The following is a 15,071-nucleotide window of genomic DNA, read 5'->3' as shown; positions in this document are numbered from 1 at the left end:
ACTCTGTGTGAGCAGCTGTGGCAACTGCCGTGTCGGTGGCTCCAGTGGTGCTGCGCCAGCGGCGTGCATGCGATATAGCTGATTACAATCTTTGTCCGGTTACCGTGTATAACTAAAAAGTCAATGCCGAAGGTATGCTGTTACGCAATGAAGGCAGCAGAGCATTGAAGGCATTGCAGGTAGAAGGCAACTTAAGGGAGACTGGCCGATGATCAAATACATCGCCAAACGCGTCGCGAACTATATCATCATGCTGTTCGTGGCCATTTCCATGACGTATTTCCTCGCCAGCGCGTTCATGGATCCGAGATCGAACTACATGGAACGTCATCCGCACCCTCCCATCGCTTCCATCAACCGGGCGCTGGACAACGCCAATATCAATGATCAAACGCCTATTTTCGTGCGCTACGTCCGCTGGCTGAAAAGCGTGCTCTTCCATTGGGATTGGGGCTTGGCCCCCGATCAGTCGCCGGTAGGCGCAGCCGTGTCGCAGCGCATCATGGCTTCGGTTGAGCTGGTGACGCTGGCGACTGTCTTGGGCATCGTCATTGGCGTGGGCATCGGCGTTTACACTGCTATCCGCCAGTACAAGTGGCAGGACCGCACGCTCAATATGGTTGCCACGTTCTTCCTCGTCATCCCGCCCGCCGTCTTGGGCCTGTTCGTAGTGCTCATCGCCATCAGCTTCAACGGGCTGGTGGGGAGCCGCATCTTCTATGTCACGGGCCTGCAATCCTATCAAGGCTCGAGCCCAGTGATGTATGTACTTGACTTTCTGCAGCATATCGTGCTGCCGACCATCGTGATTACGATTCCAGGCGCGGTCGGCTACCATCTCACCCAGCGCACATATCTGCTTGACACGATGAATGCCGACTACGTGCGCACAGCCCGGGCCAAAGGCCTGACGCTGAACCAAGCCATCCGCAGGCACGCGCTGCGCACCTCGTTGATCCCGACCACGGTGAATGTCGCATTCTCGATCGCCAGTGTGTTTACCGGTGCGGTCATCACGGAAACGGTGTTCGCGATCAACGGTCTCGGCCGCTATTTCGTAACGACGCTTACCACCAACGACATCAACGGCTCGGTGTGCATTGCGGCATTCGGCGGCGTGTGCACGCTTGCCGGCGCGTTATTGGCGGATATCTTCTCCGCATGGCTCGATCCGCGCATTCGGCTGAGCTAAGACCAAGGGAGAGACTGATATGACATCGAATGAGAGCGAGTATGTCGCTTCGGGCGCGGTGGCCGCAGACCATAAAGAGTCCGACAGTTCGTTCAAACGCACCGGACGGGTCACCCTGTATGTGCGCAGGTTCTTCCGCAGGCCTTCGGCAGTGTTCGGCTTGGTGCTGCTGCTGGTTCTTGTGTTCTTTGCGCTGTTCGGTTCGAGGTTCGCGAAGTTCCACTATGAGGATCTGGACTTCACCTCGCTGGCGGTGCCGCCCAACGGCGAGCACTGGCTGGGCACGACGCCAGGTGGTTCGGATATGTATGCGATGGTGATCCGAGGACTCGGTCGCTCCCTGTCTATTGGCATCCTGAGCTCGGTGGCGACTACGGTCGTGGCCGCGATCATCGGCACCAGCATCGCGTTCTTCGAAGGCTGGTTTGAGAAGGTTGGCATGTGGATGCTCGATATGCTCCTCGTCGTCCCCTCCTTCCTGCTGATCGCCATGATCGTGCGTTCCTCGACGGGAGGCTCGGGTTGGGTAATGCTCACCATCGGCCTGACGGCCTTCGGATGGGTCGGCTACGCGCGCGTGCTGCGCACGCTTACGATGAGCCTGCGCGAGCTTGATTACGTGCGTGCTGCGAGATTCATGGGCGTCAATTCCTTCCGCATCATTCTTCGTCATTTGATTCCCAACCTTGGTTCCGTCCTCATCATCAACACCGTGCTCGGCGTCGTCGGCGCGGTCGGCTCGGAGACGTCCCTGAGCTTCTTGGGACTGGGCATCAAGGCTCCCGATACATCCCTCGGCACGCTGCTCAATGATGGCCAAAGCGTGATCCTCACTTCTCCCTGGGTATTGGTTGTTCCTTCGTTGGTACTGATTTTGCTCACTTTTTCGGTGCAGCTGATCGGCGATGGTCTCAGAGACGCCATTGACCCGTATTCGCGTTCAGTCGGAAAGGCTGAGTAAGGTAGACCCATGAATTTAGTCGATGCAGGGCAGCCAGGCGAGCAGGGCGCCGCTGACAACGGAGTGCGGACAGCAGCCACAACGCCATCAACAGCGACGCCAGCGGTAGCGTCGATTCCGACAGTGGCGACGCCGCCGTTATCGGCGGCCGACGCCAATGACACGCCGGTACTCACGGTTAGCGATCTGCAGGTGAGTTTCGCCTCAGAGGCTGGCACCGTGCGCGCAGTGCGCGGCATGAACTTCGAACTGCGCCGGGGAGAGACGCTGGGCATCGTGGGCGAATCCGGCTCAGGAAAGTCGGTCACTTCGATGTCTGTCATGGGCCTGCTCGATTCCAACGCCGAAGTCAAGGGATCCATCACATACCGCGGCGAAGAGCTGCTGACCAAGACCGATGCCGAGATGAGCAAGATCCGTGGCAAGGGCATCGCCATGGTCTTCCAGGATCCGCTTTCCGCCCTCACGCCGGTATACAGCATCGGCGACCAGATCAAAGAGGCGCTGGTCACGCACAATCCCCATATGAGTTCTGCGCAGATCCGCTCGCGTTCGATCGAGCTGCTGCAGGTCGTAGGCATCCCCAACGCCGAGGAGCGGCTGAAATCCTATCCTCACCAGTTCTCCGGCGGTATGCGCCAGCGTGTGGTAATCGCCATGGCCATAGCCAACGACCCCGATGTCATCATCGCCGACGAACCGACCACCGCGCTTGACGTGACCATTCAAGCGCAGGTTCTTGAAGTTCTCAAGAAGGCGCAGCGGGAGACCGGCGCCGCCTTGATCTTCATCACCCATGACTTGGGTGTCATCGCCGGCATCGCCGATCAGATCATCGTCATGTACGCGGGCCGCCCGGTGGAACAGGCGCCGGTCGACGATATCTTCGCACGCCCGGTTATGCCGTACACCATGGGCCTGCTCGGTGCGGTTCCCCGCCCCGATAAGCAGAAGACCTCGCGCTTGGTGCCTATTCCTGGCGCCCCGACCAATCTTGTGAATCTGCCTAAAGGCTGCCCCTTCGTGCCGCGCTGCCCCTTGGCCACCGATGTGTGCCGCCAGAGCGAGCCGAATCTGCTGCCGGTGCCCGGCAGGGGAAATCAGTTCGTGGCCTGCCACCGCAGCGACAAAATCCTCTCGGAGCACCTGACTTACCACGATGTGTACCATGTGGGTAAAAGCGTGCCTTCGAAATTCGACGGCATCCCGCGCGAGCAGCGCAAAACCGTACTTGACGTCAAGGATTTGCGCAAGACGTTCCCGCTGACGAGCGGAGGGCTCATGCGTCGCAAGATCGGCGAAGTCCACGCGGTCAACGATGTGAGTTTCGACATTCATGAGGGCGAGACGGTTGCGCTCGTGGGTGAGTCCGGCTCGGGCAAGTCCACGACGCTGCTGGAGATCATGGATCTCAAGAAGCCGCAGTCCGGCTCGATCGAGCTTTTCGGCCAGAACGTGGCAGAGAAGATGAATCGGGTGGAGCGCAAGCAGCTGCATAGCCGCATTCAGTATGTGTTCCAGGATCCGATGAGCTCTCTCGATCCTCGCTTGCCGGTCTACGACATTCTCGCTGAGCCGCTGAAGGTCGTCGGGCTTTCCAAGCAGGAGATCAACAGCCGCATTGCCGAACTGATGCGCTTGGTAGAGCTCAACCCCGATCAGGTCGATCGCTTCCCCACGCAGTTCTCCGGTGGCCAGCGCCAGCGCATCGCCATTGCGCGCGCCTTGGCGGTCAATCCCAAGCTGGTGCTGCTCGATGAGCCGGTTTCGGCGTTGGATGTTTCGATTCAGGCCGGCGTCATCAACCTGCTGGAAGACCTGCAGAACAAGCTCGGCGTGGCCTACCTGTTCGTGGCGCATAACCTGTCGGTTATTCGCCACATCTCCAGTCGGGTGCTGGTCATGTACTTGGGCAGCATTATGGAGAACGGCGAGACGAACGAAGTGTTCGACAACCCGTTGCACCCCTACACCAAGGCGTTGTTGAGCGCGGTTCCGGTTCCCGACCCGAAGATCGAGCGCCATCGCCAGCGTATCGTGCTGCAGGGAGAGCTGCCCAGCGCCACCGAGCATATCCAGGGCTGTCCTTTCGCCACGCGGTGCCCGCTGCGCGCGACGCTGAGCCCTGAGCAGCAGCACATGTGCGATACGCAGGTGCCGCAGCTCAAGAGCTGGCCGGAGCTTGGCGGCCAGCAGGCGGCCTGCCACTTCGTTGCAGTCAAATAGTCTTGCAATCCATCGGCGTGGTAGAGTATACAACAATGCGATGGTCGGTTATGCATAATATGCATAACCATTCCATGGCGACGCTGTCACAGAGCGATTAGTATTATCGCAGCACAGTGGTTCGTGGCGGCCACAGGGCAACGGCATGAAACATACCTTTAACCTGCATAACATAAACTTCATGCATATCTCGCCTCAGCAGTCGCCCATCGTTCCGGGGATGGGCGACTTTGAGACGTGCATGTGACGGAGCAATCCGTTGTTGTCCGGAGAGGCGCGAATCTGATAGCAGGTTCGCATTAAAGGAGAGAACGATATGCAGAAAACACTTGGCAAGCAGCTGCTTGTAGCTGGTGCTGCACTGTCCGCACTGGCCATGCTGCTCAGTGGTTGCGGCGCAGGCAATGGCTCAGCCGCGAAGACTACCGGCGCAAGTAAAGAGCAGCCACTCGCGGGCATTCTGACTTCGGATTGGAAGGGCACCCTGCCCGCACCTGATCCTGCGAAGGCCTACAACAATCCGCAAGACTATGACAACGTCAAGGACGGCGGCGAGCTTACGCTCAGCTCCATTTACACGGCAAACTGGAATAATTTCCAGGTGGATGGCAACACCCTGTACATGGGTGATTTCTGGCAGATGTATCAGCCGTCGCTGTGGAACTACACCACCAATGGCGAGGTCAGCCCCAACAAGGACTTCCTCACCGGTGTGAAGGTGACGAGCCAGGATCCGCTGACCATTGAATATGACATCAATCCTGACGCCAAGTGGAACGACGGCACGGACATCGACTGGACCGCGTTCGAAACCACATGGAAGGTCAACAGCGGCAAGGACGAGGCCTATACCCCGACTATCACCGATGGCTATGAGGACATCGCAAGCGTCAAGGCAGGCACCAGCGCCAAGCAGGCCATCGTGACCTTTACGAAGCCGTACTACCCGTACCAAAGCCTCTTCCCGTACCTTCTGAGTCCGAAGTCGGCTGATGCCAAGACCTTCAACTCAGGCTGGATCGACAATCCTCACAACGATTGGGCGGCCGGTCCGTTCATCGTGCAGAGCGCCACCAAGGATCAGGTCGTGTTCGTGCCGAACCCGAAGTGGTGGGGCGCCAAGCCGAAGCTCGACAAGGTGACCTACAAGTTCCTTGAGGACACCGCTACGATCAACGCCTTCAAGAACGGCGAAATCGACGCCGTGGGCGCTGGCAGCAGGGACAACCTCAAGACCGTCATGGGCATGAAGGACGTGCAGCTTCGCTTGGGCTACAGCCTGAGCACCTATGTGTTCGAATACAATGGCAAGGCCGATTCGCTCAAGGACATCGCCGTGCGCAAGGCGCTTACGCAGGCTTTCGATTCGAGCACTTGGAACAAGATCGCCTACCAGGGACTGGACTGGAACCCGCCGCAGCCTGGCTCTGAAGTCGTGCTGCCATTCCAGAAGGGTTACAAGAGCAACCTGCCTGCCGATGCCAAGTTCAGCGTTGCGAACGCCGGAAAGACCCTCGAGGCCGCCGGATACACCAAGGATGACGCCGGATACTACGGCAAGGACGGCAAGGAGATCAACATCTCCTACACCTACTTTGGCGACAGCGCCACCAACAAGGCCAAGGCCCTTGCCTACCAGCAGATGATGAAGACGGCCGGTATCAAGATCACGCTGAACAACCTCGATACGTCGAAGTGGTCCGACACCGTGAGCAAGCACACCTACGAGATCATGCCGCTCGGCTGGAGCGCCACGAATCCGTTCGGCCAGACCTCGCTGTACCAGCTCTACGGCTCTGATTCCTCCTCCAACTTCTCCTTCGTCGGCTCCAAGGAGATCGATGAGAAGCTGAAGAAGGCCACCACCATCGAAGACAACGACGAGGCCATTGCCGCGACCAACGAGGGTGAATCTGCTGCCCTGGAGCTGTACGGCACCCTCCCGACCGATACCCCTCCGACCTACACGGCTGTCAAGAAGGGCTTGGCCAACTTCGGGCCTGCCGGCTTCCAGCTGAAGGATTGGACGAAGATCGGCTGGCAGAAGTGAGTCGTCCGACTCGCCCAGTCTGCTGAATCGCTTCTCCATTCGGCAAGGTTGAGACGTCTGCACAAAGACGTCGGGCATGCCGGTGGTTAGGTCAGTCACAAGGGTCGTCTGCGCATTACGCGTGGGCGGCCCTTTGCGTTGCGCTGTAATAGGCACTGGGACGCCGCGCAGTGAAACACGCACGGCCGGGGACTTGCGTATCCTTAGAGGTCGCATAGAATGAGACAGCATTGAGTTGAATCAATGCTGTCTTGGGCGTTGACGGGTCGGCAATGAGAGAGGCTGCTCCATCGGGTGCGCGTGGTGCCGCAGGGAATGGTCCTTATGCGGCGTGGCGCGATGCTTGGCCGGGGACGCGGCGCAATGCAGCAACACAACATAAAGAGCCACAGAAAAATAAGCCTGTCACCATAAAGTTCATCAATACCATCAATACAAGGAATGCGAGAGTTTCTCACATGTATGTCGATCAGACCCGCAATCAGAAGGCGGGCAATCTCAGATGGATACTGCCTTACTGCAAACCCGATTTGCCGCGTGTGGCTGGGGCACTGGTGCTGTTCTTAGTCAACAATACGATCGCCATGATCATGCCATTGCTTGCCGGAATGATCGTCGACCAGGTCATCATGCAGCGGCATTTCGACAGGCTCACGCGTCTATGCGTGCTCATGGTCGTGCTCACGGTGGTACGCGTCGGCTGCCGGTATGGCTACCAGATGTGGATGGAGCGCTTTGGGCAGAATTCGATCTATCGTCTCGTGTGCGATGAATACGAGAAACTGCACGAACTCGACTTCACCTACTTCAACCACACGCGCACCGGCGACATCATGAGCCGCATGACTTCGGACACCGATGCCATTCGCCATATGCTCAGCTGGGTCACCTATCAGGTGGCCGACTGCGTGGTCATGTTCGTCGGCGCGTTGTGCGTCATGTTCGCCATCGACTGGCGGCTTGCCTTGGCCCTCGCCTGCGTGGCCCCGATCATGTTCATACTCACACGCGAGCTTGCGAGCCATGCGCGGCCGCTTTTTTTCGCCATCCGCAACTCGCTGGCCGATATGAACTCCATGGTCGAAGAAAATATCGAGGGCAACCGTGTGGTCAAAGCCTTCGTGCGCGAACCCTTTGAAACCGAGAAATTCGACGAACACAACGACGACTACATGCGTCGCAACATGGATCTGGCAAAAAACAGCCGCAAATACATGCCTTGGCTTGACGGCTTCGGATTCTCGTTGGAAATCATCACGCTCGGCTTAGGCGGCGTGCTGGTCATGCAGGGTTACATGACTTTGGGCAATCTCGTGAGCTTCAACAGCTTCCTATGGATGATCGAGGCCCCGGTGCGCCAGTCTGGCTGGCTGATCAACGACTGGCAGCGGTTCAATGCGAGCTGTATCAAGATACGGCGGCTCCTGACTGCAAAGTCCCGCATCGTAGAGCGGCCTGAGGCTAAAGAGTCCGTCGAGCAGGCCGTCTCCATTCGCTCCCGTGTCGATGGCAGGCCATCGGTGACCACGCCGGAGCGCATCAGCGGCGAGATCCACTTCGAGCATGTCAGCTTCGCCTTCCCCGACGATCCGGATACGCCTGTGCTCAAAGATCTGGACTTCTTCGTGCCGGCAGGCTCGAAGCTCGGCATCTTGGGCGAGACGGGGGCGGGCAAGTCGACACTGGTGAGCTTGATTTCGCGCTTCTACGATCCCACGTTCGGCCGCGTGCTCATCGACGGCATTGACGCGCGTGACTGGCCGCTGGCGATGCTACGCAGCCAAGTCAACATCGTGGCGCAGGACACCTTCCTGTTCTCCGACACGATCGGCAGCAACATCGGCTTCGGCGTGCACGCCGATCGCGATGAGCATTTCATTCATCAGATGGCGAGCATCGCCGGCGCGGACGACTTCATCCGCACGATGCCGCGCGGCTACGAGACGATTGTAGGCGAGCGTGGAGTCGGGCTGTCCGGTGGACAGAAACAGCGCCTGAGTCTGGCCCGCGCCTTGGCCGACGATCCTGCGATCCTGATCATGGACGACACTACATCGGCCGTTGACATGGAGACCGAGGCGGAGATTCAGAAGCATCTGCGCGACATGGATATCGCCAAAACCATCGTAACCATCGCCCACCGCATTTCGTCCGTTAAAGACGCGGATCTGATCCTCGTTCTGGAGCACGGACGTATCATCGAGCGCGGCACGCACGAGGAGCTTGTTGCCGCGCACGGACGCTACTGGGAGATCTATCACAAGCAGCTGGGCTTGCAATCAGGCCAGTCCCAGGGATTCAGCGAGTAAGGAAGGGGTGACAACTATGGCGCAACGCAATACCTATCGCGAAGACGAAGAGCTTGAAGAGCAGATCAATATGCACGACATCCTGCGTGTCGGCCGCTATCTGAAGCCGTACGCAGGAGCCGTCGCGCGCATCATGGCTGTGGTGGTGCTCATGAGCTGCATCGAAGTCTCCTTGCCGTACCTGACTAAAGTCGCCATCGACTCGGCTCTTCCGAACAAGGATTATGGCCTGCTCGGCACGCTGGTGGGCATATTCGCCGTACTGATCGTGTTCTTCGAGCTGGGGCTGCGCTACCGCACGCTGGCGATCACACGCGTCGGCCAGCTCATGCTCAAGGACATGCGCCGCGACATCTTCACGCATATCCAGACGCTGCCGTTCAGCTACTTCGATTCGCGGCCGCACGGCAAGATCCTCATCCGTGTCGTCAATTATGTGAACACGCTCTCCGACACGCTTTCTTCAGGACTGATCAACGTGATCTCCGACGTGTTCACCTTCATCATCACGCTGATTGTCATGTTCGCGATCGACTGGCGGCTTGCGCTGTGGAGCCTCATACTCTTCCCGCTGCTCATCGTATGGGTGCGGGTGCTGCAGGTATTCCAGCGCCGCGCCTATCAGAAGCTCTCCAACAAGCAGAGCAATCTGAACGCTTACATCCACGAGTCGATCGCTGGCGTGAAGACCACGCAGACCTTCGCGCAGGAGCGCACGCAATTCTCGACGTTCCAGGGGCAGGAGAGCGATGTGCGCAGCGCGTGGATGAAGGCCGTGCACATCCAGTTCCTCATGTGGCCTGGCGTGCAGATCATCTCCTCGAGCACCATCGCGTTCATTTATTACACGGGCATTATGGGCTTCGGCGGTGTAAGCGTCACGACGGGCGTACTCATCGCCTTCGTGGGCTACGCGAACAACTTCTGGAACCCAGTGATCAACATCGGCAACTTCTATAATCAGCTCATCACCTGCTCTGCATACCTTGAACGCATCTTCGAGACCTTGGACGTGCAACCCGAGATCGTCAGCAAGCCGGACGCCGCAGAGTTGCCGTTGATCCGCGGCAAGGTCGACTTCAACGATGTCGTGTTCCGCTACGAGCCCGATGGCCGCAATATCCTCAATCTGGTTGACCTGCATGTCGAGCCGGGCAAGACGGTAGCACTCGTCGGGCCGACCGGCGCCGGGAAAACGACCATTATTAATCTGCTGTCAAGGTTTTATGATGTGTCGGAAGGCTCGGTGACCATCGACGGCTACGATGTGCGCGATGTGACGCTGCCGTCCCTGCGACAGCAGATGGGTGTCATGCTGCAGGACACCTTCATCTTCTCTGGCAACGTGCGCGAGAACATCCGTTACGGCAAACTCGATGCCACCGACGAGCAGATCGAGGCCGCCGCCAAGGCTGTGCACGCCCACGAGTTCATCATGGAGCTGCCCAATGGCTACGATACCGTCGTCGAAGAGCGCGGCTCCACGCTCTCCGCCGGGCAGCGCCAGCTGATCTCCTTCGCCCGTGTGCTCCTTGCCGACCCGCGCATATTGATCTTGGACGAGGCGACGAGCAATATCGACACCCGCACCGAAGAAGCGCTGCAGGCGGGTTTGAACCACTTGCTCACCGGCCGTACGTCGTTCATCATCGCCCACCGGCTCTCGACCATCGAGAACGCGGACGAGATCTATTACATCGACCATGGCCAGATTGTCGAGCATGGCTCGCATGCCGAACTCCTCGAGAAGAAGGGCGCTTACTACCGCCTCTACGAGTCGCAGTACGCGATGATCCGCGTGAGCGTCGGGGCGCAGGCATAGGTGTGAACGGCGTGAGGGCGCTGCGGGCAGGGGATGGCGAGGCAGCCGGCCAACTGCTATTTACCGCTCATTGGCAGGAAACGGCAGGTACAGTCGGGCTGGTTAAACTGCCCGCTGCGTCAGCGCCCTCGTCTAACGCGATTTTTCAATGTTTTCGCGTTAGATGAGGCTATATATCCACACTTAAAACGATTTCGGGCGGCTTTCCGTTAGCTGGGGAAGTTTTCCATGCCGAACACAATTGATGGGCAATTGATGAACGATTCCGGCACGGCTGTACCACACAGAACCCACAGCGAGCGTAGCTGATTGCCCCTGCACATTGAATCTACGAGGGAGAGCATCGGCGAATTGCGCGGCATCACGCCGGGAGAGCCTCTGGGCAAGGCATAGGATACGCCTATATATCGGGTCGGCAGGCCTGGGTAGTAGACTCGGCGCAGGCGGCGCGAGATGCGGCGCGCGTGAGGATATCGGCGTTGCGGCGGGCTGAATGCCGTGCCGCTGGCCAGGTTCGGCGAGCTGAGGGGTATGAGGTGTGTAATGGCGCAGGATGACAAACGTTCCGAAGACGCACAGGGATACCGCTTCACTGACGAGCAGCGCGAGGCCATCGCCACGTTGGCTGCCACGAATGTATATGCCAGGCAGTCGAAGTGGAAGACGTTTCGCGAGCTCCCCAAACGCGATAAATGGCCTTTCTTCGTCCAGCATTTTCTGCTTGGCACGGTCGCGGTCGCGGTCGCGCTCGCCATCGTCATCGCCATGGCCGTGACTTTCTTCACCAAGCCGCCTGATCCGTTGGTCAGCGTCCAAGGCGTCAACATGCCCGGCTATTCTGCACAGCTGGCTGAGCTGAACGCAGGATTCAGGCGGCAGCTGGATATCAGCGATAAGCGTCTCGTGCAGATCGATGATTCGCTGAGCGTCGGGGAGAACGGGGACGCGGACGATTCGGCCAAGATCATGACGATGGTTTCGGCCGGGCAGATCACCATGCTGTTCGCAGCGCCCAAGGATTTCGCCACGTTGGCCGAACGAGGATATATATCCAAGCCGGTCGATGCACTCACCGCTCGTCAAATGCGCAGGTTTTCCGGCGCGCTGGTCGACGCTCATGGCCAACATGTCGCCGACCCGGCTGAAGCGGTCGGTTTGGATTTGTCCCAATCACGCACATGGGCTGCGTGCGGACTGCCGAACGGCACGATTCTCGGCTTCAGCAATATGACTTCCGGCAAGGACTACCCCCGCCGATTCGTGGAGTATCTGCGCTTCGCATAGGGGCCGCGGGATAGTATGGCCAAGAGATCCATTGATACCGTTGATAAGGGAGTCGACTGTGCGCCGTTTTGCCGTTGGTTACGAATACCTGTGCCGCATCGTGCTGATGCTGATGGTGAGCCAGGTCGCGTTCCTGGTTCATACGGTCATGGGGCTGGTGCTCGGCGGCTTCTTCCCATCCGTGGCTGCGCTGTACGCGACATTCCGCACTTGGCTGCTGGATGTGACGGATCGCTCTTGGTCGATCAACCGGACTTGGGCGACGTTCCACCGCGCATGGCGCGAAGAAATTGTTTCGGCGAACCTCTTCGGCTGGCCGCAACTGGCGGTGTGGGCGTTGCTGCTATGGGACTATTATCTGGTCAACTGGAACGATATGGGCACGATCGGCATTGCGCTTTCAGGCGTGCTGCTGGTGCTCAATGTGCTGTACGGACTGTTCGTGCTGGTCTCGTGGGCGGTGCGCGCGAACTTCGACGAGAAACCGACATGGATCGTGCGCACGTCGCTGCAGATGGTGATCGCCCGTCCGTTGTGCTCGGTTATGATCGTGGCATTGCTGGTTGCGACGTCGTGGGCCTATTACACATGGCCCGGCCTTGCCGCGGCGCTCGGCCTGACCGTGCCCGGCTATGCCGTGATGATGGCTATCTACTCTTTTGGCCGGCTGCCCGGCATGGACGTGCATGTGCTCGAACCGCTTGAAGAGCGCAAGAAAAACAAAGCTCGCAGAATGCAGGGATCCCGTGAATCCCGTGAAGGCCGCTAGCGGCGGGGAAAGCTGAGCCTGCGGCGTCGTAGAATATCGAAAATGGCTGGTACGACTTCGCGGCATTGAATTGTGAATCATATTGCGTTGCAGAGGGGATGCGGAATACCGTCCGCCACGGCACAAGCTGTGACAGCGCGCCCAGCTATTCCGGGATTCACCAACCGCTCTTCCGGATTTTCGTATGATCTATTCCCGGATTTAGGCGTTGCTGTCCCGAACGGGTCGGGTCGGCTCCGCAGGCGCCGCGTCCTTCCACGCGCCGGGCATTGCTGCGCCTGCGCGTCGCCGCACATATACCCGGTGTGCATACACTGGGCCATATGAGCCATCATCATCGCAACCGCAGCTGGGCGCCGTTCCCCGAGCCGCTTCCCGAGGGCGTGCGCGTGATCGACGACCACACGCATGTCGCTTCGGTGGTGCCGTTCGCCCGCGAGATGCAGCGGCAGGCCGAGGAACGATCCCAGCCGGAGGTACCGGTGTATGGCGTGGATGAGCTGCTCGGTCAGGCCGATGCGGTCGGTGTGGAAGGCATCATTGATGTCGGCTGCGAATTGCCGAATCTCATGACCGCCGTGCAGATGGCGATCGAGCACCCGGGCGTCGTGCATGCCGCGCTCGCGATCCATCCGAATGAGGCGGTGCTGCATGGGCATCGCGGCGTGCCTGGGCCGGATGGGCTTCCGATCATGTATAAGCCGTACCACGACACGAGTTTCGAGGATGCGCTCGCCGAGGTCGCGCGGCTTGCCAAGGCATACCCGAGCCAGGTCGTGGCGATCGGCGAGACCGGCATGGATCTGTTTCGCACCGGGCAGGGCGCGAAGGAGCTCCAGCGCGAGGCGCTCCGTGCGCATATCGCGCTGGCGAAGGAGCTCGACCTTCCCATGCAGATCCATGACCGCGACTCGCACAGGGAGGTCATCGAAACGCTGCTAGCCGACGGCAGCCCTGCGCGCACGGTGTTCCATAGCTATTCCGGTGACGCCGAAATGGCGCGTATCGCCAAGAGCCAAGGCTGGTATCTCAGCTTCTCCGGCACAGTGAGTTACACAGGCAACGACGGCATCCGAGAATCCGCCCGCATCGTCGGGCCGGAGCATATCATGGTCGAAACCGACGCGCCTTACCTGAGCCCCATGCCCTACCGCGGCCGCACCAACGCGCCCTACATGATCCCTTACACCCTTGCCGCGCTCGCCGAAGCCATGGGCATGACGCTCGCCGAAACCGCCCAGGCCACGCGGCGCACCACGCGGATGGTGTACGGCATCTGAAGAGGACAGCGCGGCGAATGCGTTGGCATGCCCATACCCCCGTGTTTCGTTGTGCTGAGCCGTACAACCCGGCGGGTTGTACGTAGGTGAAGTGAGGCTCCGCAAAGGAGCTGAAGGACGGTGGCGCAGGCACTGTCAGTTTGCCGGAACAAGAATGGCGAATTTCTGCGGTTTTGCATTTTCCGAAAATGTCACAGAACGAACCATACCGCACGGAAACCGCGCATAACGAAGGAACGCGTCACACAATGCCGACGTCGATCGCCTTACCGCCTCTTCTGCACGCCCCTTTGCCCGCCCGTTTGTGAAGAGAAGTTGGCATCTGCAGGCAGGCAGTATAGACTGGCGGCTTGTCTTAATAAGTGTAGACACAAGCTTATGAGAGATACTGGAACAGGCCAGCGCAGCTGACGAGAGGCTGACGGATAGTCGGCCAGACAGCTGGCGAAGAGCCGGTCAGCGCCCGGCGGCCAGTCGACGAGTATACAGAGAGTCTGCGCAACGGAGGATGCATCATGGTGCGGTCGCATCGTAACAAGGCGGCAAAAGAGTCGGAGAGCAACGACCAACGCCATAGCCATAGACAGCAGGGGCAAGTAAACCGGACCGGTCAGATAGGCCGGCGGGCGGGAAAATCGACGCAGAACGCCGCGAATAGCGTGGCGGAGGACGAGAGTGCGTTGCTGCGGGCCGATACGTTCACGAATGCACCGAAGGTTTCGCACAGGACGCTCACTAAAGAGGAGCGTGAAGAACTCGTCAAACAGGAGAAGAGCGAGCGCCAAGAGGAGCAGCGCCTCGCCGAGATGGCGGACAAGGGGCCGCTGGCGCGTTGGTGGATCCGGGTGCAGCGCGGACGGGACAAGGTCTCGCTTGGCATGGCCATCGTCGCGCTCGGCGTGGTCTATGGCGACATCGGCACTTCGCCCTTGTACACCGCGCAGACATTCCTGGCAGGTCAGGGCGGCTTAGGCAATATCGACCGTGGGGCCGTGCTTGGCATGCTCTCGCTGGTATTCTGGTCGATCACGCTGATCACGACCGTCAAATACGTGCTCATCGCCTTGCGCGTTGACAACAATGGCGAGGGCGGCATCTTCGCGCTGTACTCGCTGATTCGCAAATACGGTGCGTGGCTTACGATTCCGGCCATGCTCGGCGGCGCGGCCTTCCTCGCA

At 59.3% G+C, this 15,071-nt stretch carries 10 protein-coding genes; all 10 read left to right on the top strand.

The annotated features are described in order from the left end of the window. The first annotated feature begins 208 nt into the window (after positions 1-208). A complete protein-coding gene (locus tag LKG04_RS08180) occupies positions 209-1,192 on the top strand; it encodes an ABC transporter permease (protein ID WP_291761982.1) in 984 nt (327 codons plus the stop codon). Positions 1,193-1,211: 19 nt separating this feature from the next. Beyond that, positions 1,212-2,153: an ABC transporter permease gene (locus tag LKG04_RS08175; protein WP_291761984.1), complete on the top strand. Its 942-nt coding sequence runs from the start codon at positions 1,212-1,214 to the stop codon at positions 2,151-2,153. Positions 2,154-2,162: 9 nt separating this feature from the next. Continuing rightward, positions 2,163-4,379 (top strand): ABC transporter ATP-binding protein, encoded by a 2,217-nt coding sequence (locus LKG04_RS08170; RefSeq protein ID WP_291761986.1) that lies wholly within the window; start codon positions 2,163-2,165, stop codon positions 4,377-4,379. Positions 4,380-4,695: 316 nt separating this feature from the next. Continuing rightward, on the top strand, positions 4,696-6,429 hold the full coding sequence (locus tag LKG04_RS08165; protein WP_291761989.1) for an ABC transporter family substrate-binding protein: 1,734 nt from the start codon (positions 4,696-4,698) through the stop codon (positions 6,427-6,429). A 458-nt stretch (positions 6,430-6,887) separates the two neighbouring features. Then, positions 6,888-8,738 (top strand): ABC transporter ATP-binding protein, encoded by a 1,851-nt coding sequence (locus tag LKG04_RS08160; RefSeq protein WP_291761990.1) that lies wholly within the window; start codon positions 6,888-6,890, stop codon positions 8,736-8,738. A 16-nt stretch (positions 8,739-8,754) separates the two neighbouring features. Further along, entirely contained in the window at positions 8,755-10,560 is a 1,806-nt protein-coding gene (locus LKG04_RS08155; RefSeq protein WP_291761992.1) for an ABC transporter ATP-binding protein, read from the top strand. Between the two features lie 543 nt (positions 10,561-11,103). Then, a complete protein-coding gene (locus LKG04_RS08150; RefSeq protein WP_291761994.1) occupies positions 11,104-11,844 on the top strand; it encodes a hypothetical protein in 741 nt (246 codons plus the stop codon). A gap of 58 nt (positions 11,845-11,902) precedes the next feature. Next, positions 11,903-12,613 carry a YesL family protein gene (locus LKG04_RS08145; protein ID WP_291761996.1) on the top strand — a complete coding sequence of 237 codons (711 nt, stop codon included), beginning with the start codon at positions 11,903-11,905 and terminating at the stop codon, positions 12,611-12,613. A 323-nt stretch (positions 12,614-12,936) separates the two neighbouring features. Next, positions 12,937-13,893, top strand: coding sequence for a TatD family hydrolase (locus LKG04_RS08140; protein ID WP_291761998.1), 957 nt, complete (start codon positions 12,937-12,939; stop codon positions 13,891-13,893). A 515-nt stretch (positions 13,894-14,408) separates the two neighbouring features. Next, positions 14,409-15,071, top strand: a 663-nt coding sequence (locus LKG04_RS08135) for a KUP/HAK/KT family potassium transporter (RefSeq protein ID WP_291762001.1), incomplete at its 3' end; no start/stop codon positions are given.

The organism is Bifidobacterium sp., assembly GCF_022640935.1.
In the GTDB taxonomy this organism is placed as follows: domain Bacteria; phylum Actinomycetota; class Actinomycetes; order Actinomycetales; family Bifidobacteriaceae; genus Bifidobacterium.
The sequence above is the reverse complement of the archived record's forward strand: the minus strand, read 5'-3'. Positions and strand labels throughout refer to the sequence as shown.

What these genes read in the sequence shown, in the direction of transcription:
- LKG04_RS08180 (WP_291761982.1), top strand. Translation starts at nt 209, where the DNA reads ATGATCAAATACATCGCCAAACGCGTCGCGAACTATATCATCATGCTG.
- LKG04_RS08175 (WP_291761984.1), top strand. Translation starts at nt 1,212, where the DNA reads ATGACATCGAATGAGAGCGAGTATGTCGCTTCGGGCGCGGTGGCCGCA.
- LKG04_RS08170 (WP_291761986.1), top strand. Translation starts at nt 2,163, where the DNA reads ATGAATTTAGTCGATGCAGGGCAGCCAGGCGAGCAGGGCGCCGCTGAC.
- LKG04_RS08165 (WP_291761989.1), top strand. Translation starts at nt 4,696, where the DNA reads ATGCAGAAAACACTTGGCAAGCAGCTGCTTGTAGCTGGTGCTGCACTG.
- LKG04_RS08160 (WP_291761990.1), top strand. Translation starts at nt 6,888, where the DNA reads ATGTATGTCGATCAGACCCGCAATCAGAAGGCGGGCAATCTCAGATGG.
- LKG04_RS08155 (WP_291761992.1), top strand. Translation starts at nt 8,755, where the DNA reads ATGGCGCAACGCAATACCTATCGCGAAGACGAAGAGCTTGAAGAGCAG.
- LKG04_RS08150 (WP_291761994.1), top strand. Translation starts at nt 11,104, where the DNA reads ATGGCGCAGGATGACAAACGTTCCGAAGACGCACAGGGATACCGCTTC.
- LKG04_RS08140 (WP_291761998.1), top strand. Translation starts at nt 12,937, where the DNA reads ATGAGCCATCATCATCGCAACCGCAGCTGGGCGCCGTTCCCCGAGCCG.